The organism is Amycolatopsis mongoliensis (assembly GCF_030285665.1).
Classification (GTDB): Bacteria; Actinomycetota; Actinomycetes; order Mycobacteriales; family Pseudonocardiaceae; genus Amycolatopsis; species Amycolatopsis mongoliensis.
This window is the reverse complement of sequence record NZ_CP127295.1, coordinates 516,428-539,957: the sequence shown is the minus strand read 5'-3', so window position 1 is coordinate 539,957 and position 23,530 is coordinate 516,428. Positions and strand designations below refer to the sequence as shown.

General features: G+C 71.3%; 20 protein-coding genes. 12 read left to right on the top strand and 8 right to left on the bottom strand.

Annotation, left to right across the window (positions count from 1 at the left end; all coding sequences use genetic code 11):
• Complete coding sequence (locus QRX60_RS02540) at window positions 1-1,329, bottom strand: APC family permease (protein WP_285999183.1); 1,329 nt, start codon at window positions 1,327-1,329, stop codon at window positions 1-3.
• Window positions 1,326-2,201, bottom strand: coding sequence for a carbon-nitrogen hydrolase family protein (locus QRX60_RS02535; RefSeq protein ID WP_285999182.1), 876 nt, complete (start codon window positions 2,199-2,201; stop codon window positions 1,326-1,328). Before QRX60_RS02535 ends, QRX60_RS02540 begins: the two co-directional genes overlap by 4 nt.
• Before the next feature lie 75 nt (window positions 2,202-2,276).
• Between QRX60_RS02535 and QRX60_RS02530 the strand changes: the two genes are divergently transcribed.
• Both QRX60_RS02530 and QRX60_RS02525 read left to right on the top strand, forming a co-directional pair.
• Window positions 2,277-3,008: a FadR/GntR family transcriptional regulator gene (locus QRX60_RS02530; RefSeq protein ID WP_285999181.1), complete on the top strand. Its 732-nt coding sequence runs from the start codon at window positions 2,277-2,279 to the stop codon at window positions 3,006-3,008.
• A gap of 375 nt (window positions 3,009-3,383) precedes the next feature.
• Window positions 3,384-4,787 carry an alpha/beta fold hydrolase gene (locus QRX60_RS02525; RefSeq protein WP_285999180.1) on the top strand — a complete coding sequence of 468 codons (1,404 nt, stop codon included), beginning with the start codon at window positions 3,384-3,386 and terminating at the stop codon, window positions 4,785-4,787.
• A 1-nt stretch (window position 4,788) separates the two neighbouring features.
• Here the strand turns inward: QRX60_RS02525 and QRX60_RS02520 are convergent, their stop codons facing one another.
• Both QRX60_RS02520 and ilvA read right to left on the bottom strand, forming a co-directional pair.
• Entirely contained in the window at window positions 4,789-5,355 is a 567-nt protein-coding gene (locus tag QRX60_RS02520; RefSeq protein ID WP_285999179.1) for an NADAR family protein, read from the bottom strand.
• Window positions 5,356-5,375: 20 nt separating this feature from the next.
• Window positions 5,376-6,632 (bottom strand): threonine ammonia-lyase IlvA, encoded by a 1,257-nt coding sequence (ilvA, locus tag QRX60_RS02515; RefSeq protein WP_285999178.1) that lies wholly within the window; start codon window positions 6,630-6,632, stop codon window positions 5,376-5,378.
• Between the two features lie 88 nt (window positions 6,633-6,720).
• Here ilvA and QRX60_RS02510 point away from each other — a divergent pair, with 88 nt between their 5' ends.
• Window positions 6,721-7,212 carry a SigE family RNA polymerase sigma factor gene (locus QRX60_RS02510; RefSeq protein ID WP_285999177.1) on the top strand — a complete coding sequence of 164 codons (492 nt, stop codon included), beginning with the start codon at window positions 6,721-6,723 and terminating at the stop codon, window positions 7,210-7,212.
• A complete protein-coding gene (locus tag QRX60_RS02505) occupies window positions 7,209-8,192 on the top strand; it encodes a hypothetical protein (RefSeq protein ID WP_285999176.1) in 984 nt (327 codons plus the stop codon). Before QRX60_RS02510 ends, QRX60_RS02505 begins: the two co-directional genes overlap by 4 nt.
• On the opposite strand, the gene QRX60_RS02500 is transcribed toward QRX60_RS02505, so the two are convergent.
• A complete protein-coding gene (locus tag QRX60_RS02500; RefSeq protein ID WP_285999175.1) occupies window positions 8,193-9,617 on the bottom strand; it encodes a short-chain fatty acyl-CoA regulator family protein in 1,425 nt (474 codons plus the stop codon). It lies immediately after the preceding gene.
• A gap of 228 nt (window positions 9,618-9,845) precedes the next feature.
• On the opposite strand from QRX60_RS02500, the gene aceA reads away from it, so the two are divergent.
• Window positions 9,846-11,126, top strand: a complete 1,281-nt coding sequence (gene aceA, locus QRX60_RS02495; protein WP_285999174.1) for an isocitrate lyase — start codon at window positions 9,846-9,848, stop codon at window positions 11,124-11,126.
• A gap of 91 nt (window positions 11,127-11,217) precedes the next feature.
• Window positions 11,218-12,825: a malate synthase A gene (aceB, locus tag QRX60_RS02490; RefSeq protein WP_285999173.1), complete on the top strand. Its 1,608-nt coding sequence runs from the start codon at window positions 11,218-11,220 to the stop codon at window positions 12,823-12,825.
• Window positions 12,826-12,946: 121 nt separating this feature from the next.
• Here the strand turns inward: aceB and QRX60_RS02485 are convergent, their stop codons facing one another.
• Window positions 12,947-16,555, bottom strand: a complete 3,609-nt coding sequence (locus QRX60_RS02485; RefSeq protein WP_285999172.1) for a S8 family peptidase — start codon at window positions 16,553-16,555, stop codon at window positions 12,947-12,949.
• A gap of 141 nt (window positions 16,556-16,696) precedes the next feature.
• Here QRX60_RS02485 and QRX60_RS02480 point away from each other — a divergent pair, with 141 nt between their 5' ends.
• Window positions 16,697-17,188 (top strand): SigE family RNA polymerase sigma factor, encoded by a 492-nt coding sequence (locus QRX60_RS02480; protein ID WP_285999171.1) that lies wholly within the window; start codon window positions 16,697-16,699, stop codon window positions 17,186-17,188.
• A gap of 10 nt (window positions 17,189-17,198) precedes the next feature.
• Window positions 17,199-18,077 (top strand): hypothetical protein, encoded by an 879-nt coding sequence (locus QRX60_RS02475; RefSeq protein ID WP_285999170.1) that lies wholly within the window; start codon window positions 17,199-17,201, stop codon window positions 18,075-18,077.
• Here QRX60_RS02475 and QRX60_RS02470 read toward each other — a convergent pair.
• Window positions 18,068-18,601, bottom strand: a complete 534-nt coding sequence (locus QRX60_RS02470) for a TetR/AcrR family transcriptional regulator (protein WP_285999169.1) — start codon at window positions 18,599-18,601, stop codon at window positions 18,068-18,070. The genes QRX60_RS02475 and QRX60_RS02470 overlap by 10 nt on opposite strands.
• A 90-nt stretch (window positions 18,602-18,691) precedes the next feature.
• On the opposite strand from QRX60_RS02470, the gene QRX60_RS02465 reads away from it, so the two are divergent.
• The 3 genes from QRX60_RS02465 (at window position 18,692) to QRX60_RS02455 (ending at window position 20,234) form a co-directional block, all read left to right on the top strand.
• Window positions 18,692-19,150 (top strand): nuclear transport factor 2 family protein, encoded by a 459-nt coding sequence (locus tag QRX60_RS02465; RefSeq protein WP_285999168.1) that lies wholly within the window; start codon window positions 18,692-18,694, stop codon window positions 19,148-19,150.
• Window positions 19,151-19,206: 56 nt separating this feature from the next.
• Window positions 19,207-19,986 carry a class I SAM-dependent methyltransferase gene (locus QRX60_RS02460; protein WP_285999167.1) on the top strand — a complete coding sequence of 260 codons (780 nt, stop codon included), beginning with the start codon at window positions 19,207-19,209 and terminating at the stop codon, window positions 19,984-19,986.
• 119 nt (window positions 19,987-20,105) lie between these two features.
• Window positions 20,106-20,234: a hypothetical protein gene (locus tag QRX60_RS02455; RefSeq protein WP_285999166.1), complete on the top strand. Its 129-nt coding sequence runs from the start codon at window positions 20,106-20,108 to the stop codon at window positions 20,232-20,234.
• A gap of 121 nt (window positions 20,235-20,355) precedes the next feature.
• On the opposite strand, the gene QRX60_RS02450 is transcribed toward QRX60_RS02455, so the two are convergent.
• Complete coding sequence (locus tag QRX60_RS02450; RefSeq protein WP_285999165.1) at window positions 20,356-21,633, bottom strand: glycosyltransferase family 4 protein; 1,278 nt, start codon at window positions 21,631-21,633, stop codon at window positions 20,356-20,358.
• A gap of 125 nt (window positions 21,634-21,758) precedes the next feature.
• Between QRX60_RS02450 and QRX60_RS02445 the strand changes: the two genes are divergently transcribed.
• A complete protein-coding gene (locus QRX60_RS02445) occupies window positions 21,759-23,522 on the top strand; it encodes a glycoside hydrolase family 2 protein (RefSeq protein ID WP_285999164.1) in 1,764 nt (587 codons plus the stop codon).
• Window positions 23,523-23,530: the final 8 nt, after the last annotated feature.

The window sequence follows — 23,530 nt, the reverse complement described above, 5'->3', positions numbered from 1 at the left end:
CTAATCCTCGAACGTCATCTCCGGCGGCGGCCGCCGGAAGCCACGGGTGATGGCCGCCAGGACGACGACGCCGATCGCCAGCCAGACCAGGCCGAACACCAGCGCGATGCCGTCCAGGTTGACCAGTAGCCACAAGTCGACCACGGCCCCGACCACCGGGAAGACCACCCAGGTCAGCACGCGTTTGCCAGTCCGGTCGCGCAGCCACGTCGCCAGGACGCTGACGTTGACGAACGTGAACGCCGTGAACGCCCCGAAGTTGATGAACGACGTCGACGTGCTGACGTCGAGCGCCAGCGCGACCAGCCCGACGAGCCCGGTCAGGACGATGCCGAACACCGGCGTCGCGAACTTCGGCTGGAGCTTGCCGAAGACCCGCGGCAGCACGCCGTCGCGGCCCATGGCGAACATCAGCCGCGACGCGCTCGCCTGCGCGGCGATCCCCGACGCGAACTGCGCCACGACCAGGCCGGCGAGGAAGAACGACGCGAAGAGGTTGCCGCCGATCGTCGTCGCGATTTCGAACGCGGCGGACGACTCGTCGGTGAACGCGCTGCCCGGGTGCGCGAGCTGGGTGAAGTAGGCGAGCACGACGAAGATGCCGCCGCCGATCAGCGCGGTCAGCAGGATGGCCCGGGGGATCGTCCGGCGCGGCTCGGTCGTCTCCTCGGTCAACGTCGTCACGGCGTCGAAGCCGAGGAAGGAGTACGTCGCGAGCGCGGCGCCGCCGGAGATCGTCCCCAGCGTGCTGCCCGGGTGGAAGAACGGCTGCGTGCTCGCCAGCGAGCCGCCGACGTGCAGGACCTGCTTGACCGAAAGAACGACGAAGAACCCGATCACCAGGATCTGGAAGGCCATCAGCACGAAGTTCGCCTTCTCGGCGATCTTGATGCCCAGGACGTTGAGGATGGTCGTCAGCAGAATAAAAGTGATCAACCAGAGCCAATCGGGCACCGCGGGGAACTCGGCCGAGAGGTAGGCGCCGCCGATCAGCCAGATGACCATCGGCAGGAAGAAGTAGTCGAGCAGCACGGCCCAGCCGACGAGGAACCCGGCGCGCGCGTCGACCGCTTTCCGGACATAGGTGTAGGCCGACCCGGCGACGGGGTGGGTGGCGGCCATCTTCCCGTAGCTCGCCGCGGTGAACAGCATCGCGACCAGGGCGAGCAGGTAGGCCGAGGGCACGGTGCCCTCGGTCGTCGTCGCGACGATGCCGAAGGTGCCGAGCACGATCAGCGGAGCCATGTAGGCGAGCCCGAACAGGACGACGCCGGGCAGGCCGAGCCGGCGCTGCAGGGCGGCTGCCGGGGCCGCGGCCGTGGAGGTCATCGGTCGTCTCCTTCTCGTGGACGCCAGCGGTCCGGGTCGATCCGGCCCTGGTAGAGCGGCAGGTCGAGGGGCGCGTCGGCAGAGGTGAACTGCGCCCACATGCGGTTGGTGCCCGCGGTGCCGTCCCGGCGAACGCGCGCCACCTCGTCGAGGTCGATCGTGTGGGCGAGAACGCCGTCTCGGGGGCCGGGCAGCGCGCCGAGCACGTCGCCCTCGGGCCCGACGAGCAGGCTGTCGCCCATCCCGAACGGCCCGGCCGTGTTCACGCTGGCGACGAAGACCTGGTTGACGATGGCGTTCGCCCGGGCCAGGACGAGCTCCTGAGCGCGGTCGGGGGTCGTGGTCTGGACGGGGTTGAGCACGATCTCGGCGCCCATCCACGCGAGGTGCCGAGTCACTTCGGGGAACCAGGCGTCGTAACAGATGGAAAAGCCGACGCGTCCGGCGTCGGCCAGATCGGCGACGACGAACCGGTCGCCGGGGTCGTACGGCTCGTGCGGCCGCCAGGGGAAGACCTTGCGGTACCAGCCGGCCAGCTCGCCTCGCGGGGAAAAGACCAGGGCGGTGTTGAACAGCTCGCCTTGGTCGCCTTCTTCGCAAACGGTGCCGGGTGCGAGCCAGATCCCCAGGTCGCCGGCCAGCTCGGCGAGCTCCTCGGTCCGTTTTCCGGCCAACGGCTGCGAGGCGGCTCGGAGCTGCTCGGTGCGTTCGTCGCCTTCGCCGTCGACGCCGCAGAGGTGCAGCTCGGGGAAGGCGGCCAGACGCGTGGCGGGGAACCGGCGAAGGACCGCCTCGACCTCGCCCGCGAACCCGGCGTCTCCGACGGGCCGGGGCGGCGCTTGCACGAGGGCGATCGGCAGTGGTCGCGGCATGGACGAAAAATAGTCCATCTTGAACACTTAAACAAGACTGCTCAAGATGAGCAGTTTGTGCGGTACGGTCGGTTCATGGCGACGGCAGACCTGAGCGCGCCGGCGCTGACCGGCATCCGGCGGCTGTCCGCACTGGACACCGTCCGCGCCCGCATCGCGCTCGCCGTGGAGCTGGGCCTGCTGAAGCCGGGGGAGCGCCTGCCGGCGAACGCCGAAATCGCGCGGGCTCTCGGCGTCGCGGAGATCACCGTGCGAAGGGCCTTGGAGTCCCTGGTCGGCGACGGCCTGATCGAGCGTCGTCGCGGCCGAGGCGGCGGGACGCTCGTGGCCGCGGATCCGCCGGCGGAGCGAGTCCGCGAGGTGGGCGCCTACCGCGAGTCGGCGGACGAGGTCCGCGAGCTGATCGACCACCGCCTGGTCCTGGAGGCGGGCATGGTCCAGCTGGTGGCCAAGCGGTCGCCGGACCTACCGCGCTTGCGGACGTTGGTCGCCCGCATGGACACGGCGGCGGGCTGGGCGGAGTTCCACGAGCTCGACGCGGAGTTCCACCGAACGGTGGTCGGTCCAGGCCCGGCCGCGGCGGTGGCGCAGTACGAGACGGTGCTGGCCGAGCTGTACCGGTTCTACCTGCCGTACCCGATGGCAAAGCTCCGAGAATCGAACCGCGACCACGCCCGGCTGGTGAAGGCGCTGTCGGCGGGCGACCCGGACGCGGCGGCGCGGGTGACGAGGAAGCACGTACGCGGCCTGCACCAGACGATGTTCGTCGGCCTCGGCGGAGGAGAACCGACAACGGTCGAAAACTGACGATGGCTTGGCTGGCCAGGCCCGGTCCGGCGACGGTCGGCAACTGACGGCGGCTTGGCTGGCTGGGCTCAGGCCTGGCGATGGTCAGAAACTGACGATGGCTTGACTGGTCGGGCTCGGTCCGGCGACGGCCAACAACTGACGACCGCTTGGCCGGTCGGGCTCGGCCCGGTGATGGCCGGAAACTGACGACCGCTTAGCCGGCGGGGCCCGGCCCGGCGATGGCCGAGACCCGAGGACAACCGCCGGCGAGGGATGAGTCGGGTCCGCCGCTGTGGTCCGAAAGGCGACCACGTCTCGGTCCCGGCCGTTCGGCCATGATCATCGGCTGATCGGCCGATCTCCCGCGGTCCGCACTCCCGGCAGCCTGAGCCCATGTCGATCACCCGGTTCGCCGTCCCGCTGCTCGCCGCCGTGGCGCTCGTCTCCGCCGTCCCGGCTGTCTCCGCGGCCGCCGCTGAGGGCCTTTCCTGGCAGCTCTGCTCCGCCGTCGCGAAAGGCTGGGACTCCGGTGACCAGCGCAGCGAATGCACCCTCGTCCCGGTCCCGCTCGACTATGCCGACCCCGGTGGCCCGAAAATCGACATCGCCGTCAGCCGGATCCGGGCGACCGGTGCGCGCACCGGCGCCGTCCTGCTGAATCCCGGTGGGCCCGGTCAGTCCGGCTTGGCCATGCCGCGCAGCATCGCCGGCAGCCGGGCCGGGGGGATCGGCGTCCATCACGACCTCGTCGGGTTCGACCCGCGGGGTGTCGGCTACAGCGCCGACCTGCCGTGCGTGGTCGACTTCCCGGAGCCCGACCCCGGCGTCCCCGACAAGGAGAAGACCCGCGAAGGCGTGGAGCGCGCAGCCGCCGCGAACCGCGAGTGCGTCGCCGCGCACCCCGCCTTCGTCCGGAATCTGACCACGCCGACCATCGCCCGCGACCTGGACCGGATCCGGCAGGCCCTCGGCGAGGACAAGATCGGCTACTACGGCGTCTCCTGGGGCACCGCGCTCGGCGCTCAGTACCGGTCGCTCTTCGACGACCACGTCGGCAAGATGCTGCTCGACTCCGTCATGGCGCCCGACCTGAATGTCACCGAAATGGACGACGACCAGGCGACCGCCGGCGAGAACACCTTCCACGAGTTCGCGGCCTGGATCGCCCGCTACGACGCCGTCTACCACTTCGGGACCACCGAGCCCGCGGTCGCGAAAGCCCTCCTCGAGCTGCGGGCGAAGTTCGGCGCGACCGTTAACGGCATGCTCGCCAATCCGCGCCGCGAGTGGCCCGGCCTGGCGCGGCAGCTCGCGGCCATCCGAGACGGCGGCGAGCCTGTCGCCGACACGAAGACCACGGGCTTCGGCTGGGACGGCGAGCCCCAAGCGTTCAACCACTTCCAGCAGACGGCCCTGCTCTGCAACGAGTCGCCGAGCCCCCGCGACTTCGACACCGTCTGGCAGCACCGTCTCGACCGGATGAAGCGCCTGCCGATCGCCGGCGGCTACGGCCTCTACGAACAGCTCTGCGTCGGCTGGCCGCTGGACGCGCGGCCGTGGTCGTTCGCGAAAGGCCGAAGCCCGCTGCAGCTCGTCGGCCACGCCTACGAGCCGGTCACGCCCATCGGCTGGGCGCTCGAGATGCAGCAGAAGATCGGCGGCGCGCTCATGACCGTCGAGGACGACGCCCACGGCTCGCTGTCCTCGCTGCCCTGCGCCGAAGCCGCTGTCACTTTCTTCGACACGGGCCGGACGACGTCGAAGTCGTGCTCGGGGGCGCCGACCCCGACGCCGTGACTCAGCGGGCCCGCAACTGCTCGCGGACCTCCATCAGCGCGAAGCCGAGCAGATTCAGCCCGCGCCAGTAGTCCGGCTTCGTCGCGTTCTTCTCCTCGCGCGCGAGCCCGGTGCCCCACACGAGGTCCTTCTTCGACGCCTCGACGAGCACGGCCTCGCCGGTGGCGACCAGAAACCGGCGCAGGTCACGGTGGGCCCGGAACTTGGCCAGGTTGCCGTCGACGGCGATGTCGAACCGGTGCCGCTCCCAGACGGCGGCGTCGAACCCGGCGACCTCGCGGCCGAGCACCTTCGCCGTCTTCGCGTCGGGCGTCTCCCGGATCAGCGCAGCCTTCTCGTGGTCGCCGAACAGCTCGGCCTTGCCGGCCATCATGTAGTGCTCGGCGGTCGGGTAGACGACGCCGTCCGCCTCGAACGGGTCGACCCACCACTGGCTCAGGCAGCTCGCCGTCACCCGCCCGGACTTCGTGGGCGTGTGCCCGTAGAACAGCAGGTATTCGGGCTCCGCACCCTCGTGGACCTTTTCGCGCAACGCCTCGACACTGCGGACCCCGTCGACCTTCACCATCCGCCTAGTGGACCACGCGCTCAGAGCAGGAAGTGGAACAGGGGGCTGCCCGGCTCGATCCGCTCCACCTGGAGCGGGCTCGCGTCCATCCGCGCCAGCAGGCCCGGCAGGTCCGATGACCGGGCGATTTCCACGCCGACCAGCGCCGGGCCCATCTCGCGGTTCGTGCGTTTGACGTACTCGAAGCGGGTGATGTCGTCCTCGGGCCCGAGCACCTGCTCGAGGAACCGCCGCAGCGCGCCCGGCTCCTGCGGGAACCCGACGAGGAAGTAGTGCTTCAGCCCTTCGTGCATCAACGAGCGTTCGAGGATCTCGCTGTAGCGGCTGACGTCGTTGTTGCCGCCGGAGACCACCACGACGACGGTCTGCCCCGGCTCGACCTGGACCACCGAGCCGAGCGACGCCGGGGCGAGCGCGCCCGCGGGTTCGGCGATGATGCCGTCGGACTGGTACATCGCGAGCATCTCGGTGCAGATCGCGCCCTCGGCGACCGCGGTCAGTTCGGCGCCGCTCTCGCGGATCAGCGGGTAGGTGACCGCGCCGGCCTCGCGCACGGCGGCGCCGTCGACGAACGTGTCGAGCGCGGTCAGCCGCACCGGCTGCCCGGCGTCCAGCGCCGCGGCCATGCACGCCGCGCCCGCGGGTTCGACGCCGACGATCCGGACGTCGGGGTGCCGTTCGCGCAGCCAGCTGCCGACGCCGGCGAGCAGCCCGCCGCCACCGACCGGGACGACCACGACGTCGGGGACGAAGCCGAGCTGCTCGACGACTTCCAACGCGACCGTGCCCTGGCCCGCGACCGTGCGGACGTCGTCGAACGCAGGCACCAGCGTCGCGCCGGTCCGCTGCGCGTCCTCGTTGGCCGCGGCGAAGGCGTCTTCGTACGTCTCACCGACGACGATGACCTCGATGTGCGCGCCGCCGAGCGTCGCGATGCGTTCCCGCTTCTGCCGCGGCGTGGTGCCCGGGACGTACACGCGGCCGTCGGCGCCGAGCCGTCGGCACGCGTACGCGACGCCCTGCGCGTGGTTTCCCGCACTGGCGCAGACGACGCCACGCGCGCGGACGTCCTCGTCGAGCTGGACGATGAAGTTGTAGGCGCCGCGGATCTTGTACGACCGGACGGTCTGCAGGTCTTCGCGCTTCACCCAGACCTGGGCGTCCACCCGGGACGACAGCCGCGCGCTCGGTTCCAGCGGCGTGCGGGTCACCACCCCGGCCAGCCGCTCGGCGGCCTTTTCGATGGTCGCCGCGGTCACCGTGTCGATGTCGTGCACCCCGATGAATCTACGACTCGCGCGTCCCGGGCAACCGCGCGGCCCTCCGCGCGCATCAAAGGGGTGACGAACAGGACAGGGGGCACCGGTGAACGACTTCACCGAGTACGTGACGGCACGAGCCGGCTGGCTGCGCAAGGTCGCGTACCTGCTCTGCGGCGACTGGCACCGGGCGGACGACCTGGTCCAGACGGCGATCACCCGGCTCTACGCGAACTGGCCGCGGGCCGTCAGGGCGGACAACCTCGACGGCTACGCGCGCCGCACGCTCGTCAACGCGTACCTCGCCGAACAGCGGACGTCGTGGTGGAAGCGGGTGGACCTGCGCGGCGCCGACCACGACCCGCCGCCGGCGCCCGGCCCGGACCTCGACTCGGCGCTCGACCTGCGGGCCGCGCTGGACCGGCTGCCCGCCCGCCAGCGCGCCACCGTCGTCCTGCGCTACTTCGGCGACCTGCCGGTCGCCGACACCGCCCGGGCACTCGGGTGCTCCGAAGGCACCGTCAAGAGCCAGACCGCGAAAGCCGTGGAGACGCTCCGCGAGCTGCTGGGCGAGCCGATTGCGGAGGGACGAGCATGACCGACACGGACCTGTCCACGATGCTGAAGGACCTGGCCGAGACGCCCGCTCCGCCGCCCCGGATCGACATCGACCGCGCGCGCCGGGCCGGCGGACGTCGTCGGCGCACGCGGACCACGTCGCTGGTCGTCGGCTGCGCCGCGGTGGTGACGGCCGGGGCCCTGGCGGCCGTGTCGGTGTTCCAGCCCACGCCACCGCCCGCGCCGGCGGCCGTCCTGCCCCAGCCCGCACCCGTGGCGCCGGCGCCCGCCGACAACCCGCTGGTGGCGAAGGCGAGCTTCGGCTGGCTGCCGGAGCCGATCAAGGGCATCGAGTACGGCGTCGGCGGCCACGGCGACTACGCGCTGGCCATCGGCCGCGGCGACCTGGCACCCATGATCTGGCTCGCGGTGTACGACCAGGAACCGCCGTTGGACCGCAAGCACGACATGGGCGGGCGGGCGGTGCGCGTTCCGGTCCGGGTCGGTGACCGCGACGGCTATTGGGTCACGACCGACGCGGGGGACCCGCTGAACCAGGGCAACAGCTACCTGCGCTGGCCGACCGCGGACGGCCGCTGGGCCGAGCTGAATGCTTACTACCTCGCCCTTCCCGACCTGCAGCAGGTCTTGCTGCGCGTCGCCGGGGACGTGACGTTCGCGAACCGGCCGGTGCCGCTGCCGCTGCACATCTCGAGCCTGCCGGACTCCTTCCGGGTCGCCGACGTCAACCTGTGGCGCCGTCCGGACACCGATCTCGTCCCGTGGCGGGTGGTGCTGCAGTACTCGTCGAACGGCGCTCTCGTGACGATCACCGTTTCGCCGCCGGGCGGCCAGCCGGACGGCCTCGGCGAACCGGTCTGCGCGAAGAAGTCCGGGCTCACCGCGTGCGTCCGGGTCGACCACCCGCAGGCCGCGGGCATCGACGGGCAGGGCCTGCTCGACCGCATCACGCTGCTCGGCGCGGACGAGGCGAAGTGGACCACGCACGTGATCGGGTGATCACCCCTTCGGCACCGCCGGGTAGGGGACGAAGGTGCTGGTGTTCTCGTCCACGGTGAGCTGCTTGCCGATCGTCGGGAACGCGCGCTGGGAACACGCCGGCCGTTCGCAGACTTTGCAGCCCATCCCGATGGGTGTCGCGGCGGCCGGCTCGTCCAGATCGAGACCGGTCGAATAGACGAGCCGCCCGGCGTGCCGCAGTTCGCAGCCCAGACCCACCGTGAACGTCTTGCCGGGACTGCCGTACCCGCCGATGTTGCGCGACACCGTCCGCGCGACCCAGAAGTAGCTCTTCCCGTCGGGCAGGGTCGCGATCTGGGTGAGGATCTTGCCCGGCTGGGTGAACGCCTCGTAGATGTTCCACAAGGGACAGGCGCCGCCCACGCGGGAGAAGTGGAACCCGGCCGCGGACTGCCGCTTCGACATGTTCCCGGCCCGGTCCACGCGCACGAACGAGAACGGCACCCCGCGCTGCTTCGGACGCTGCAAAGTGGACAGCCGGTGGCACACGGTCTCGAAGCCGACGCCGTAGTGGTCGCACAGCCGCTCGATGTCGTAGCGGAACCGCTCGGCCGCGGCCAGGAACGGTCCATACGGGAGGATCAGCGCCCCCGCGAAGTAGTTCGCCAGGCCGACCCGCGCCAGCGAACGCGCGGCCGGCCCGGAGAACGCCCACGAGTCGGCCAGCTCGGTGATCAGGTCGTCGTACTCGAGCAGTGCGATCTGCGAAGCCATCCGAAACGCCTGCTGGCCGACCCGCAGGCTCGGCGCCAGCCGCAGCACCCGCGTGTGCGGCTCGTAGCGGTGCTGCTGACCGGCGGATTCGTCGATCCCGTCATTGGTCACTTCGACGCCGTAGCGCTGCGAAAGCCGTTCCTTCAGCGCGCCGAGCACCTGACCACGCTGGAGCGGGATGTCGGCCGCCATCTTCTCGGCGCGTTCGTCCAGCTCGGCGACGTAGTTTTCGCGCTCGTAGAAGAAGTCCCGCACCTCCTCGTGCGGCAGCGCCGCCGCCGCGCTGCCGTGCAGGCCCAGGCCGTTTTCCGTGGTCAGCGCGGCGGTGCTCTCGACGGCGTTGCGGTAGCTGCGGTGCAGCTTGACCAGCGCCTGCGCGATCGCCGGCAGGTTCGTGGCCAGCTCGTTGAGCTCGCCGGTGGTGACGTCGACGCCGAGGACCTCGTCGAGCAGGGCTTCCTTGACGTCGGCGACCAGCCGCGACGTGTCGTTGTTCGCGAAGAACTCGGTGTCCACCCCGAACGCCTGCGTGATCCGCAGCAGCACCGGGACGGTCAACGGACGCGAGTTGTGCTCGATCTGGTTGAGGTAGCTGGGTGAGATCTCCAGCACACGAGCGAGGTCGGCCTGGCTCATCGACCGGCTTTCGCGCAAGTGGCGCAACCTCGCTCCGGCGAAAGTCTTCTCCATTCGAGCCCCCCTCTCCGGAAGGTTTCCGGTCCTGAACGGTTACGTGAACGGTCAAGAACGCGGATTTTCGGTGAAGTTGCGAAACGGCGATTCGCAACCTTTGCAAGGAGCCTACGGACCCTTCGCACAAATTGGCAACTTGGACAGCTGGACCCGATTTTCCCAGCCGTGCAAGGGTCGGATCGGGCAAGGCGAGCAATCGCAAACTTCGCAACACCGGGAGATCCGATGACGGAACAGGCCAAGCAGGCGGCCGCGGAGCTGGCGGCGCAGTGGGCGAACGACCCGCGCTGGGCGGGCGTGCAGCGCTCCTACTCGGCTGAGGACGTCGTCAAGCTGCGCGGCAGCGTGGTCGAGGAGCACACGCTGGCCCGCCGCGGTGCCGAGAAGCTGTGGAACCTCCTGCACACCGAGGACTACATCCACGCGCTCGGCGCCCTGACCGGCAACCAGGCCGTCCAGCAGGTCCGCGCGGGCCTGCAGGCCATCTACCTGTCGGGCTGGCAGGTCGCCGCCGACGCCAACCTGTCCGGCCAGACCTACCCGGACCAGAGCCTCTACCCGGCCAACTCGGTCCCGGCCGTGGTCCGCCGCATCAACAACGCGCTCGGCCGCGCCGACCAGATCACCTGGGCCGAGGGCAACACCGACATCGACTGGTTCGCCCCGATCGTCGCCGACGCCGAGGCAGGCTTCGGTGGCCCGCTCAACGCGTTCGAGCTGATGAAGGGCATGATCGCGGCCGGCGCCGCGGGCGTGCACTGGGAAGATCAGCTCGCGTCCGAAAAGAAGTGCGGCCACCTCGGCGGCAAGGTCCTCATCCCGACCAAGCAGCACGAGCGCACGCTGAACGCCGCGCGTCTCGCGTCCGACGTGCTGAACGTGCCGACGCTGGTCGTCGCCCGCACCGACGCGCAGGCCGCGACGCTGCTGACCAGCGACGTCGACGAGCGCGACCAGCAGTTCCTCACCGGCGGCCGCACCGCCGAGGGCTTCTACGAGGTCCGCAACGGCATCGAGCCCTGCATCGAGCGCGGCCTGGCCTACGCCCAGTACGCCGACCTGCTCTGGATGGAGACCTCGGAGCCCGACCTCGAGGTGGCGCGCAAGTACGCCGAGGCCATCAAGGCGAAGTTCCCGGACCAGATGCTGGCCTACAACTGCTCGCCGTCGTTCAACTGGAAGAAGCACCTGGACGACGCGACGATCGCGAAGTTCCAGCGCGAGCTCGGCCACATGGGCTACAAGTTCCAGTTCATCACGCTGGCCGGCTTCCACGCGCTGAACTACTCGATGTTCGACCTGGCGCACGGCTACGCCCGCGAGGGCATGACCGCCTACGTCGACCTGCAGGAGCGCGAGTTCGCTTCGGAGAGCCGCGGCTACACCGCCACCAAGCACCAGCGCGAGGTCGGCACCGGCTACTTCGACAACGTCGCGACGGCGCTGAACCCGGAGAGCTCGACCACGGCGCTCAAGGGCTCCACCGAGGAAGCCCAGTTCCACTGATCCCGGCCGCGGCCTGACGGCGCCCCCCTCCGTCGTCAGGCCGCGACCCTCCCTCCTTTCCTTCCCTGCCCACAGCTCGCGGAGGCACCCCATGGTTGACCGGCTGAACTACCGCATCGAGGTCACCGGCGAGGTCGAAGGCCGCTTCGCCGAAATCCTGACCCCGGCGGCACTCGACTTCCTGGCCAAGCTGGACAACACGTTCGCCGGCCGCCGGCGCGAGCTGCTCGACGCCCGCCGCGTGCGGCGCGAGGAACTGCAGTCCGGCGAGAAGCCGCTCGGCTTCCTGCCCGAGACGCGCCGAGTCCGTGACGACCAGTCGTGGCAGGTCGCCCCGACCGCGCCCGGCCTGGAGGACCGCCGCGTCGAGATCACCGGCCCGACCGACCGCAAGATGACGGTCAACGCGCTGAACTCCGGCGCGAAGGTGTGGCTGGCGGACTTCGAGGACGCGACGTCGCCGACCTGGCACAACGTCATCGACGGCCAGATCAACCTCTACGACGCGATCCGCCGCAACATCGACTTCACCACCGAGGCCGGCAAGCGCTACACGATCGGCGACGACCCGGCGACGATCGTCGCGCGTCCCCGCGGCTGGCACCTGGTGGAGAAGCACATCCGCATCGACGGACGCCCGGTCTCGGCGAGCCTGGTCGACTTCGGGCTGTACTTCTTCCACAACGCGCGCCAGCTCGTCGCGCGCGGCGTCGGCCCGTACTTCTACCTGCCGAAGCTGGAGAACCACCTCGAAGCGCGGCTGTGGAACGACGTCTTCCTGCTGGCGCAGCGCGAACTCGGCATCCCGCGCGGCACGATCCGCGCCACCGTGCTGATCGAGACGATCACCGCCGCGTTCGAAATGGACGAGATCCTCTACGAGCTGCGCGAGCACGCGGCGGGTCTCAACGCCGGCCGCTGGGACTACATCTTCAGCCTGATCAAGAACTTCGCCGCGCACGGCGCCGACTTCGTGCTGCCGGACCGCGCGCAGGTCACGATGACCGTGCCGTTCATGCGTGCCTACACCGAGCTGCTGGTGAGCACCTGTCACAAGCGCGGCGCGCACGCCATCGGCGGCATGGCCGCGTTCATCCCGAGCAAGGACCCGGAGGTGAACGCGACCGCGGCCGAGAAGGTCCGTGCCGACAAGGAACGCGAGGCCGACGACGGTTTCGACGGCTCCTGGGTCGCGCACCCGGGCCTGGTCCCGATCTGCCGCGAGGTCTTCGACGGCGTGCTCGGCGGCTGGCCCAACCAGCTCGGCAAGCTGCGTGACGACGTCCACGTCACCGCCGAGGACCTCCTCGACGTGGCCAGCGCCGGCGGCGAGGTCACCGAAGCGGGCGTGCGCGCGAACATCAACGTCGCGCTGCGCTACGTCGACGCGTGGCTGCGCGGCACCGGCGCGGCGGCGATCCACAACCTGATGGAGGACGCGGCCACGGCCGAGATCGCGCGCTGCCAGGTCTGGCAGTGGATCCGCAACGGCACGAAGCTCGAGGACGGCACAGCGCTGACCCGCGAGCTGGCGGTCGAGTACCTGGACGAGGAACTCGCGTCGGTGCGCGCCGAACTCGGTGCCGGCAACCGCCTCGACGACGCCTACGAGATCTTCACCGAAACCGCGCTGGGCGAGAAGCTGCCGAGCTTCCTCACCACGGGTGCCTACGCGCGGTACCTCACGGACGCCCGGTAGCAGGGGCTCCTGTCACCCCTACCTGACGAGGGGTGGCAGGAAACCACACTGGTTGGGATGGTGTGGTCCGAACCGGTCCGGTGGCGGCGGCTCCCCGCCACCGGACCGGTTCATTTCCGCGTCAGCCCACCGCGTACGCCCGGATCACCGTCTGCCGCACGGTGTTCCCGTCGTCGTCCGACGCGCTCGCCCGCAGCGAAACGAACCCACTGGCCGGGTTCCAGACCACGACCGTCCAGTGGTCCCCGGTCCGGATCGTCGGTGCGGGCCGCCAGGTGCGTCCGTCATCCGTGGACGTCTCGACGGCCAGTTCGCTCCCCGCTCCGCCGCCTTGCCGCTCCAGATACGCCGGGAACGTGAAGACCCGGTCACCCGGCGCGCGGTTGCGGAGGTCGACCGCCGGGTCGAAGCGGGCCGTCAGCAAGGGCAGCGCTCGGCCGTCCGCGGCGGACGACGACCGGAACGTCCACTCCGCCGAAACATCCGTCCACAGTGGCCACCAGCCGGCGTGCCGGTGGGCCTCGGCGCCGAGCCGGTAGGCGCCGTCCGCGTCCGGCACCGGGATCGTCGCCAGCGTGGGTTCGCCCGACGGTGGCACGGGAATCGCGGCACCGTCCTTCGAAAGGCTCACCGAGCCCGTGTCACCGGCGAAGGATTCGGGCTTGCGCGGCCGCCCTGCGGCGTCGCCGAACATCGGCAGCCACAGGTCGAAGACGCCGTCCTTGCGCCACGCCCACGGCCGCGGCTGTTCCCCGGAGTGCGTCACCGTCAGCCCGCGCAGCGAAGGCCCGGAGACCGCCTTGTTCCAGGCCAGCCGGTAGTTCCGCCCCGCCGCCAGTGCGAGGTCGCCGGTCAGCTCACCGCGCAGGCCGGACGTCCACACCGTCTCCCACTTGCCGGGGGAGTAGTACTCGGACCGTTCCTGTTGCGCGGCGACGGGTTCGGTGTAGCCGTAGCCGACCATCCGGCCGAAGAACTCGTGCGCGGCGACATACCGGACTTCGCCGGGTGCGTTGTCGTGATACGCCGTGCGCACCTCGGCGAGGTCACGGGTCTTCGGCCGCTGCACGCGGGGAGCCGTCACCTGCTTCTCGACGTCGTCCGCGAGCTCGTAGCGGAAGTTCGGTGACGGACGGCTGACCACCGTCGCCGACGCCACGCCCGTCTTCGCCAGTTCCGTGAACCGCTGCGCGGTCACGCTCTGCCCGCTCCAGATCGTCGGCAGGGTCAGGTCCGGCAGGCCGCCGCCGAGGACCGTGGTCCCGGCCGTGTCGCCGGACAGGTCGACCATGCCCAGCTTCGCCCCGGCCCGCTCGACGTCCACCAGCCGCCGGTACGCCTCGTCGACCGCGATGCCGATCGGCAGCCGGACGACCACGAGCTTGCCGTGCGCGTCGATCTTCGCCAGGTCTTCGGGCGTGCCGGCGCCGCCGAACGCCACCGGGAGCGTGCTGCGCCCGGCCGGGGCGGTCGATCCGAGCCAGAGGCCCCGGACGGCGAACGGTTGCCCGTCGTCCGCGGTCAGCTCCAGATCCGGTTCGGTGGCGCGCCGGTCCTGGCTGAAGGCGAAGGTCGCCGACGAGGTCCCCGGCACGGTCGCGGCGAACGCCTCGTGGAAGCGGGGGTCGAGATCGAACCCGTTGGCGAAGACGCACGCGCAGGCCGTGATCCGGCTCAGCCGTTCGATGCGGTGCGTGCCGCCGCGCGCGGCCGGGTTGTCCGGCTCGAGCGACACCGCCTGGCCGTCGCGCGCGTCCAGGGTCTGCGTGACGGCGTGGTCGAGGGCCAGTTCCGGGTGGGTGATGAAGCTGTACGACGGTTCCTGGCCCGGCCGCGGCGTCTCGATGACGCTGTTCACGACGTAACGACCGCGCGGCAGCCGGAAGGTGCCCGGCTCGCCCTGGGTGAGCGTGCCGGTGTCGAGGTCGACGATCGTCACCGGCGGGTACCCGGTCGGTGCCCACGGTTTGCCCTCGCGGTTCACGAGCCCGACGGTGAGGTCGTACATCTCGTCTTCCTGCCGCAGCGACAACGCCGTGCGCGTGCTGACGCCGTCGCCGCTCGCGGTGAGGATGCCGGAGAAGGTGCCGGGGTGCCCGTCCCGCGCGGAGAAGCTCAGTTCGACGGGGGTGCTGCCGCCCGCGGGCACGGTCACGGTCGCCGGGAAGGTCACCCCCTCGACGGACGACCCCAGCGTCAGCGTCACCGGGACGGTGCCCGAGTTGTACCAGGTCACCGTGGCCTTCCCGGTCGTCCCGTGCGTGGGCCACGGCAGGAAGACCGAGGCGCTGCCGGTCGCCGTGACCGCTGTCGTCGTCGCGCGGGCGACGTCGACGCGGCCGGTGCCGACCGCGGCCGCCCCGGCGTCGACCGGGGTGGCGGTGCTGGTGAGAGCGGCCTTGAGCCGGTCGGCGGTCCAGTCCGGGTGCTGCTGGGCGAGGATCGCCGCCGAGCCCGCCACGTGCGGCGCCGCCATCGACGTGCCGCTCAGCGTCTGGTAGCCGTCGCCGACGGGGTCGCCGATGGGCGGGATCCCGGCCGGTCGCGCCGCGGTGATGGACTCGCCGGGCGCCGCGACGTCCGGCTTGGCGGCGCCGTCCCCGATCCGCGGGCCGCGGCTGGAGAACGGGCTCAGGACGTCCTTTTTGGACACACTGGCCACGGCGAGCGCGGCGTCGGCCGCCGCCGGGGTCGAGACGGACTCGTCCTGCCCGAAGTTGCCCGCGGCGATGACGAAGAGCGTGCCGTACTGGCGCGTGAGGGTGTTCACGGCCTCGGACACCGGGTCGGTCCCGTCGGACGGCCCGCCGCCGAGGCTCATGTTCACGACTCGGGCGTGCGCTTCGGTCACCGCCCACTGCATGCCGGCCAGGATCTCGTCGAAGGTGCCGTCGCCGGAGTCGTCGAGGACCTTGCCGACGGCCAGCGCGGCGTCGGGCGCCACGCCCTTGTACTTCCCGCCGGAAGCCGCGCCGGAGCCGGCGATCGTCGAGGCGACGTGCGTGCCGTGCCCGTGGCCGTCCTCGACGCTGCCCTTGCCGCTGAAGTCCTTGCTCGTCGTCACGCGCCCAGCCAGGTCCGGGTGCCCGGGGGCGATCCCGGTGTCGAGCACCGCGACCCCGACGTCGCGGCCGGTCAGGCCCGCCTGCCACGCCGCGGGCGCGCCGATCTGCGGCACGCTCTGGTCGAGACTCGCGTGCAACTTCCCGTTCAGCCACACCTTCGCGGTGCCCGCCGCGAGCGTGGCCGGTGCCGCGGTGAGCTTGTTCCAGAACCCGGCGGCGTCGGCTTTCGGTTCGTCGAGCGCGGTGTAGCCGAGCGCGGTCGGCCTGCCGGCCACGCCGGTCCGCGCGGAGACGGTCGCGCCCGCCTGACGGACCAGCAGCGGCACGTGCGGCGTGCGTGCGTCGTCATAGCCCTGGCGCAGCAGACCGGTGACGTTGAACAGCTGCTCGTCGAGCCGTCCGGCTCGGACCAGCCCGGCGGCGTCGCCGGGCAGGACGTACTGGTCGCCGCGGCGCGTGTACTGCTGGATCGGCACCGGGCGATCCCGGCGGGCGGGCAGCACCCGGACATTCGTGCCGCTGACCAGCACCCGGTCGCCGGTGACGAGCGTGATCCGGTCGGGTGCCACCGAAGGCGCGTCCGCCGGGGCGGCCGCGGCGGCGGGGGCGGTGAGCACGGCCGCGGCCAAGGTCACCGCGAGGACCGCGGTGATCGGTTTCCTCATGGATGGTTCCTCCCTGTCGAAGTCCCTCGGGTCGTGGAACGGCTCCCGCGCGCCGGCGGGTTGCCCGGATTTCGATCTCCGGGCAACCCCGGCGGCCGCGGACCCCGTTGGACACGGTGTGGGGGCGACGAGGAGGAACAGGTGAAACGGTCGGAAGAGGCGGGGTACCGCGATTACGTCACGGCCCGGATGGACGTCCTGCGCCGGACGGCCTACCTGCTGTGCCGGGACTGGTACCTCGCCGACGACCTGGTGTCGATCACCATCGGCAAGCTGTACCGGCACTGGCCGCGGGCCCGGCGCATGGATCACCTCGACGCCTACGTGCGCCGGATCCTGGTGCGGACGTGGCTGGACGAGAAGGGCCGGGCGTGGCGGCGGGAGGAGCCGGCCGCGACGCTGCCGGAGCCGGCGGTACTGCCCGGCGACGACGTCGTCGAACGGCTCGGCCTGCTCGAGCTGCTCGACGCGCTGCCGCCGCGGCGCCGGGCGGCGGTGGTGCTGCGGTACTACTGCGACCTTTCCGTCGAGGAGACCGCCGAGGTCCTCGAGTGTTCGCCCGGAACCGTGAAGAGCCAGACCGCGCGCGGGCTCGACGCGCTGCGCGCGCTCGTCGCCGCGGGCCAGAGCTGAAGGAGGCGCCATGAGCAGGGAACAGTTCGACGCGGCGATCGGCGCCGTGCCACCGTCCACAGTGGATGTCGATGCCGTGCTGGCGCGGGAACGCGGCCGGGCGCGGGTGCGCCGGTTCGTCAACCCGTGGACGACCGCGGGGGCGGGCGTGGCGGCGGTGGCCGCCGGTGCGGCGCTGGTCCTCGTGCCCGGCGGTTCCGGCGGTTCCGGCGGGACGGCGGTGGTGCCCGGGGCGGCCGGCACGCCGTCGGCGCCGCCCTCGGACGATCCGTGCGCCATCAGCCCGTACCCACCGCAGACGGGGCCGCCGATCCCGGAGACCGCCGACGTCGCGGCGAACCGGCTCAGCGGTGTGCTGACCGCCGCCGTCCGGCAGCGGGTCGCCGCCGGGACGAAGCTGCAGCCGCACGCCCAGGGCGAGTACCCGAAGGGCAAGCAGCACGGGCCGTTGACCTTCTACCACGTGTTTTCCGCGCGGGTGCCGCGCGAGGGCGCGTGCAGCGGCGGCGAGGACTACTTCATGGCTGCTGCGACGACGGTCGACGGGGCGCGCAAGGGCAACGTCTGGGCGATCGTCACCCGGCTCGGCGGCAACGCCACCCCGGCCACCGAGTGCGCCGATCCGCCCGAGGGCGCGCAGGGCTCGTGCGACCGGACGACCGGGCCGCACGGCGAGACCGTCGTCGCGCTCACGTTCACCTATCCCGGGCAGGCGACGGTCAACCAGGTGAACGTCGGCAAACCCGACGGCACGGGCATCATCGTCGAGGCGGAGAACATCGCCGGCAGCGCGAAGCAGCCGCTGCCGCCGGACATGCCGTCGCCGCCGCTGAGCCTCGACCAGTTGCGGGAGGTCGCGCTCGATCCGGGGCTGACGCTCTATCCCTGAGCGGCCAGGAGGACCTTCGCGGCTTCGCGGGCTGTGCTCGCTTCACCCGGGTCACCGGTGATCGCGGCGAGCACGGTCGCGCCTTCCATGAGGGAAAACAGCTGGTCGGCGGTGGTGTTGTCGGGAACGAGACCACGCACGTAGGCGCGGAGCTGGTCCTTGTGCTCGCGGATCGCGGCGGCGACGCCCGGCGCCGGCTCGCCGAACTCGCCGAACGAGTTGATGAACGCGCAGCCGCGGAAGCCGGGTTCGGAGAACCAGTTCCGCAGCCAGTCGAACACGGCGAGCGGGGCGTCGCCGCGGGCGTGGACGAATTCGCGCAACGACCTCCGCCAGCGCTCGTCGCGACGTCGGAGGTAGGCCTCGACCAGGTCGTTCTTCGCCGGGAAGGTCTGGTAGAGCCGCTTGAGCGAGACACCCGAGCGCGTGCGGACGGCGTCCATCCCGACTGCCTGGACGCCGTGGGCGTAGAAGAGCTCCTCGGCGGCTTCCAGCAGCCGGTCGGTCGCCTCCGTGGGAGTCATGTCACCTGCCTCTGGTGTGGAGAATGAGCGTTCTCTAGTCTAGCGGGGTAGTCGGAGAACGTACGTTCTCCCCGTTGGCAAGGAGCCCCCATGACCCCGCGTCCGCCGTTCCCGCCGTTCGACGAAGACACCGCCCGCCAGAAGGTCCAAGCCGCCGAGGACGCGTGGAACACCCGCGACCCGGAGCGGGTCTCGCTGGCCTACACGGAGGATTCGGTGTGGCGCAATCGCGACCAGCACGTCGTGGGCCGCGCGGAGATCGTCAGGTTCCTGACGGCGAAGTGGGAGCGCGAGCTGGACTACGCGTTGCGGAAGGAGCTGTGGGGCTTCCGCGGCAACCGCATCGCCGTCCGGTTCCAGTACGAGTCTCGCACCGCCGGAGGCCAGTGGTTCCGCAGCTACGGCAACGAGCTGTGGGAGTTCAGCGACGAAGGCCTGATGCGCCGGCGGGAGGCCAGCATCAACGACGTGCCGATCGATTCGTCGGATCGCCGGATCTTCGGGCCGCGCCCGGAGTCCGAGCACGGCCTGCTGCTGCCGGTCTTCTGAGTCCGCTGCGGGCGTAACCGTGCCCGTTCGCGGCCGGCCGTGGGCATGCTCGAACCATGACGGCACCGGCCTTCGGCGGCGAAGTGAGCGAGTACTACCAGCGGTTCCGGCGCGGCTACCCGCCCGCGGTGGGCGACGCGCTGACAGCCGCGTTCGGGCCGACGCGCGACGACGTCGTGCTCGACCTCGGCTGCGGCACCGGCCAGCTCACCCGGGTTCTGGCGCCCAGGGTGGGCGCGGTGCTGGGCATGGACCCGGAACCGGCGATGCTCGACCAAGCCCGCAAGGCGGGTTCGCCGGCGAACGTGAGCTGGCTCCTGGGCGCGGACTCCGACATCGGCGCGCTGACGCCGGCTCTCGGCCCGCGCCGGCTGGGCGCGGTGACGGTGGCGCAGGCGTTGCACTGGATGGACCCCGCGCGGCTGTTCGCGGTGACGCGCCCGCTGCTGCGTCCGGGCGGTGGTGTCGCGGTGGTGACCAACGGCGAGCCGCTGTGGCTCCAGGACACGGCGTGGTCGGCGGCGCTGCGCGAAGTCGTGTCGTCGTATTTGGGGACACCGCTGCACCGGACGTGCGGCACGGACGAAACGAGCCAGTCGCGTTACGCGGACGCCCTCTCGGAAGCCGGGTACGTCGTCGATTCCCAGGTCGTCTCGTACGACGCGCCGCTGAGCGTCGAGGAGATCGCCGGTGGCGTTTTTTCGGCCATGAGCCCGTCGCAGCTGCCGGCGGCCGAGGAGCGGCCGGCGTTCACCGAGCGCGTCCGGGAGGCGGTGACCCCGCACGGACCACTGCGGGAGCGGGTCCGGGTGCGCATCCTGACCGGAACCCGCTGACCGGTCACGGGAGGCGAATGGGTACCGGCCCGTAGTGTTCCGCTGATTGTTTCCCCAGGACCCGGTGCGGATGCTCGCTGCGAGGCGCGTCCTTGCGCCGGTCGTCCCGAGGAGTCCCCATGACCAGCAGGTTGAGAGCCGTCGTCGCCACCGTCTTCGTCGTGTTTTCGTTCTCGTTCGGCGCCGTCGTAACGGTGACCGCGCCGACCTCGGCGCACACCGACTGCGTCCGGCCCTGCCGCTTCTGAGCGGGCCGCCACCTACAGTTCGGCCTCCGGGTTGCGAGCTTCGCCGCTCCGAAGCCGGCGTTCGGTCGACTGCGGCGTCGCGTCGTCGAGCACTCGTCGTCACCGCGCCGGCGACCGCTACCTACAGTTCCGGGATCCCGGCCGCGACCGGCTCGAACGCGTTGCCGGTGGCGATCTTCGGCCGCGGCAGCTCGACCGGCTCGCCCGGCTTGGTCCGTTTGTAGACCGCGGCGGTCGCCTCGGCGATCCGGCCCCAGTCGAAGTCGGCGGCCAACCGTGACTGCGCGGCCTTCGCCCGCTTCGCCGCGGCAGGTGCGTCGCCGAGCACGGCCGTCACCGCGTCGGCCAGTGCCGCGACATCGCCGGGGCTGAACGCCAGCCCGGTCTCGCCGTGCACCACGACCTCGCCGAGCCCGCCGGCGGTGGACGCGACCAGCGGCGCCTTCGCGGCCGCGGCCTCCAGCGCGACGATGCCGAACGGTTCGTACCGGCTGGGCAGCACCACGGCGTCGGCCGCGGCCAGCGCCGCGCGCAGGTCGCGGTCGGACAGGTGCCCGACGAAGTCGACCGCGCGCCGCACCCGCAGCTTCCGCGACTGCTCGACCAGCTCGTCGAAGTGTCGTCCTTTTCCGGCGACGACCACCCGCGTGCCGGGGTGGCGGCGCCGGATCCGGGGGAGCGCGGCCAGCAGGTCCTGCACGCCCTTCTCCCACTCGAGTCGTCCGAAATAGAGCAACAGCGGCGCCCCGGCCGGGCTGTAGACCTCGCGGGCGCGGGCGATCTCCTTCGCCGGCACCTGCCAGCCGCGTTCCTCGATGCCGTTGTGGATCACCGTGACGTCGCCGGCCTCGATCTCGAAGAGGTGCGCGACCTCGCGGCGCATGGCCTGCGAGCAGGTGATCAGCGCGTCCGCGCGGTTCGCCAGCCACCACTCGACCGAGTGAACCTGCTGGTTCAGCGGGTGCGACAGCCAGCCGGAGTGCCGGCCGGCCTCGGTCGCGTGGATCGTGCCGACCAGCGGCACCCGCGCGGCCTCGGCGATCGCGATGGCCGGGTGCGCGACCAGCCAGTCGTGCGCGTGCACGACGTCCGGCTGCCAGCTGCGCAGCAGGTCCTGCGCGGCGCGGATCATGGCGTGTCCCATGGCCAGCGTCCAGGCGACGAGGTCGCGTTCGAACGTCACGTGCATCGGGTCTTCGGCGACCCGGATGATCCGCACGCCCTCGGCGACGCGGTCGGTACGCGGGTGCGTCCCGGCGTCGGTGCCCGCGGCGTGCCGGCAGAGGACGACGACCTCGTGACCCTGGCGGGCCAGGTGGCAGGCGAGCGCGTGCACGTGCCGGGCCAGGCCACCGATGGCCACTGGCGGGTACTCCCAGGACAGCATCAGCACACGCATGGGCAGAGGTTACTCGCGAGTCGGGACGGCCCGGCGGCGCCCGTGCCAGCCGACCGGCCAGATCCGTCGCCGAATGTGGCCCGACTCACTGGCGAGCCCGGCGATCTCTGCCACCATCGGCCGGGATGACTTGCCCTGAGGACACCGGCCGCCGCCGGCTCGACCCGCCCCTGTCCACCCCGTGGTCCGCCGAGGTCGGCCCGGACAACGCCCTGCCCGAGTACCCGCGGCCGCAGCTGACCCGGCCGAGCTGGCTGAACCTCAACGGTGTCTGGGAGTACGCGGGCTGGCCGTCGTCGCCGGACGAACCACGGCCGTCCGGCTACGCCGAGCGGATCCTGGTCCCGTTCCCGCCGGAGTCGGCGTTGTCCGGAATCGGCCGGCGCGACGAGGTCCTCTGGTACCGGCGCCTGGTCGAGATCCCGGTCGACTGGCTGGGCCGGCGCGTCCTGCTGCACTTCGGCGCGGTCGACCAGACGGCGAAGGTGTGGGTCAACAACCAGCTCGTCGCGACGCACGAAGGCGGCTACACGGCGTTCAGTGCGGACATCACCGACGTCCTACGGGCATCGGGGCCGCAGGAGCTGACCGTGCGGGCCGAGGACCGCACCGACATCGAGCCCTTCCCGGTCGGCAAGCAGCGCAACGCACCCGGCGGGATCTGCTACACGGCGTCGTCCGGAATCTGGCAGACGGTGTGGCTCGAGCCGGTGCCCGAGACCCGCGTCGAACGCCTGGACCTGACCCCGGACCTCACCGGCGTGACGGTGTTCCCGCAGGTCACCGGTGGCTCCGAGGTCGTGGTCGTCGTTTCGGCAACGGACGGCGAAGTCGCGCGCGGCTCGGGCGCGGCGGGGACGTCGGTGCGCGTGGACGTCCCCGAACCACGCCTCTGGACCCCCGACGACCCGCACCTCTACACACTGCGCGTCCAGCTGCTCGACCGGCATGGCGCGGTTTCGGACGAAGTCGGCAGCTACGCCGGTCTCCGGACGATCGGCCTGCGCCCGGATTCCGAGGGCCGCCCGCGGATCGCGCTCAACGACCGGCCCCTGTTCCTCCACGGCCCGCTCGACCAGGGCTACTGGCCGGACGGCATCTCGACCGCGCCCACCGACGAGGCCCTGCGCTTCGACCTCGAGAAGACGAAGGAGCTGGGCTTCAACTTCGTCCGCAAACACGTCAAGGTCGAGCCGGCGCGCTGGTACTTCTGGGCCGACACGCTGGGCCTGGTCGTCTGGCAGGACATGCCGTCGCTGACGGTCTCGTTCGACGGCCCGCCCGGCATCGCCCCCGACCCGGTTCCGCGGGCGCGCGAGCGGTTCGAAGCGGAACTGATCGAAATGATCACTCAGCTGCGAGCGGTCCCGTCGATCGTCGGCTGGGTGCCGTTCAACGAGGGCTGGGGCGAGTTCGAGACGGCTCGTGTCGCGGGGTTGGTCAAAGCGCTCGACCCGACCCGGCTGGTGATCGCGAACAGCGGCGTCAACTGCTGCTTCTCCCGCCCGGACACGGGCGCGGGCGACGTCTACGACGACCACACCTACGTGGGCCCCGGCACGCCGACGGTCACCGATGGCCGGGCGATCGTCGACGGCGAGTACGGCGGCCTCGGTCTGGTGCTGGACGACCACCGCTGGCCGGGCCCGCCGAGCGCGTACGAAATGGTGCCGACCCGGGAACGGCTCACCGAGCGCTACGCGGAGGTGAGCGCCGCTCTGGAGCAAGTGGTGCTCGAGCGAGGCCTGTCCGGTGCGGTCTACACCCAGACGACCGATGTCGAGAACGAAGTCAACGGCCTGCTGACGTATGACCGTCGCGTGGTCAAGGTGGACCCGGAAGTGGTCGCGAAGTGCGCACGAGCGGTGATCGACGCCGGCTCGGCCTGAGCCGGCTT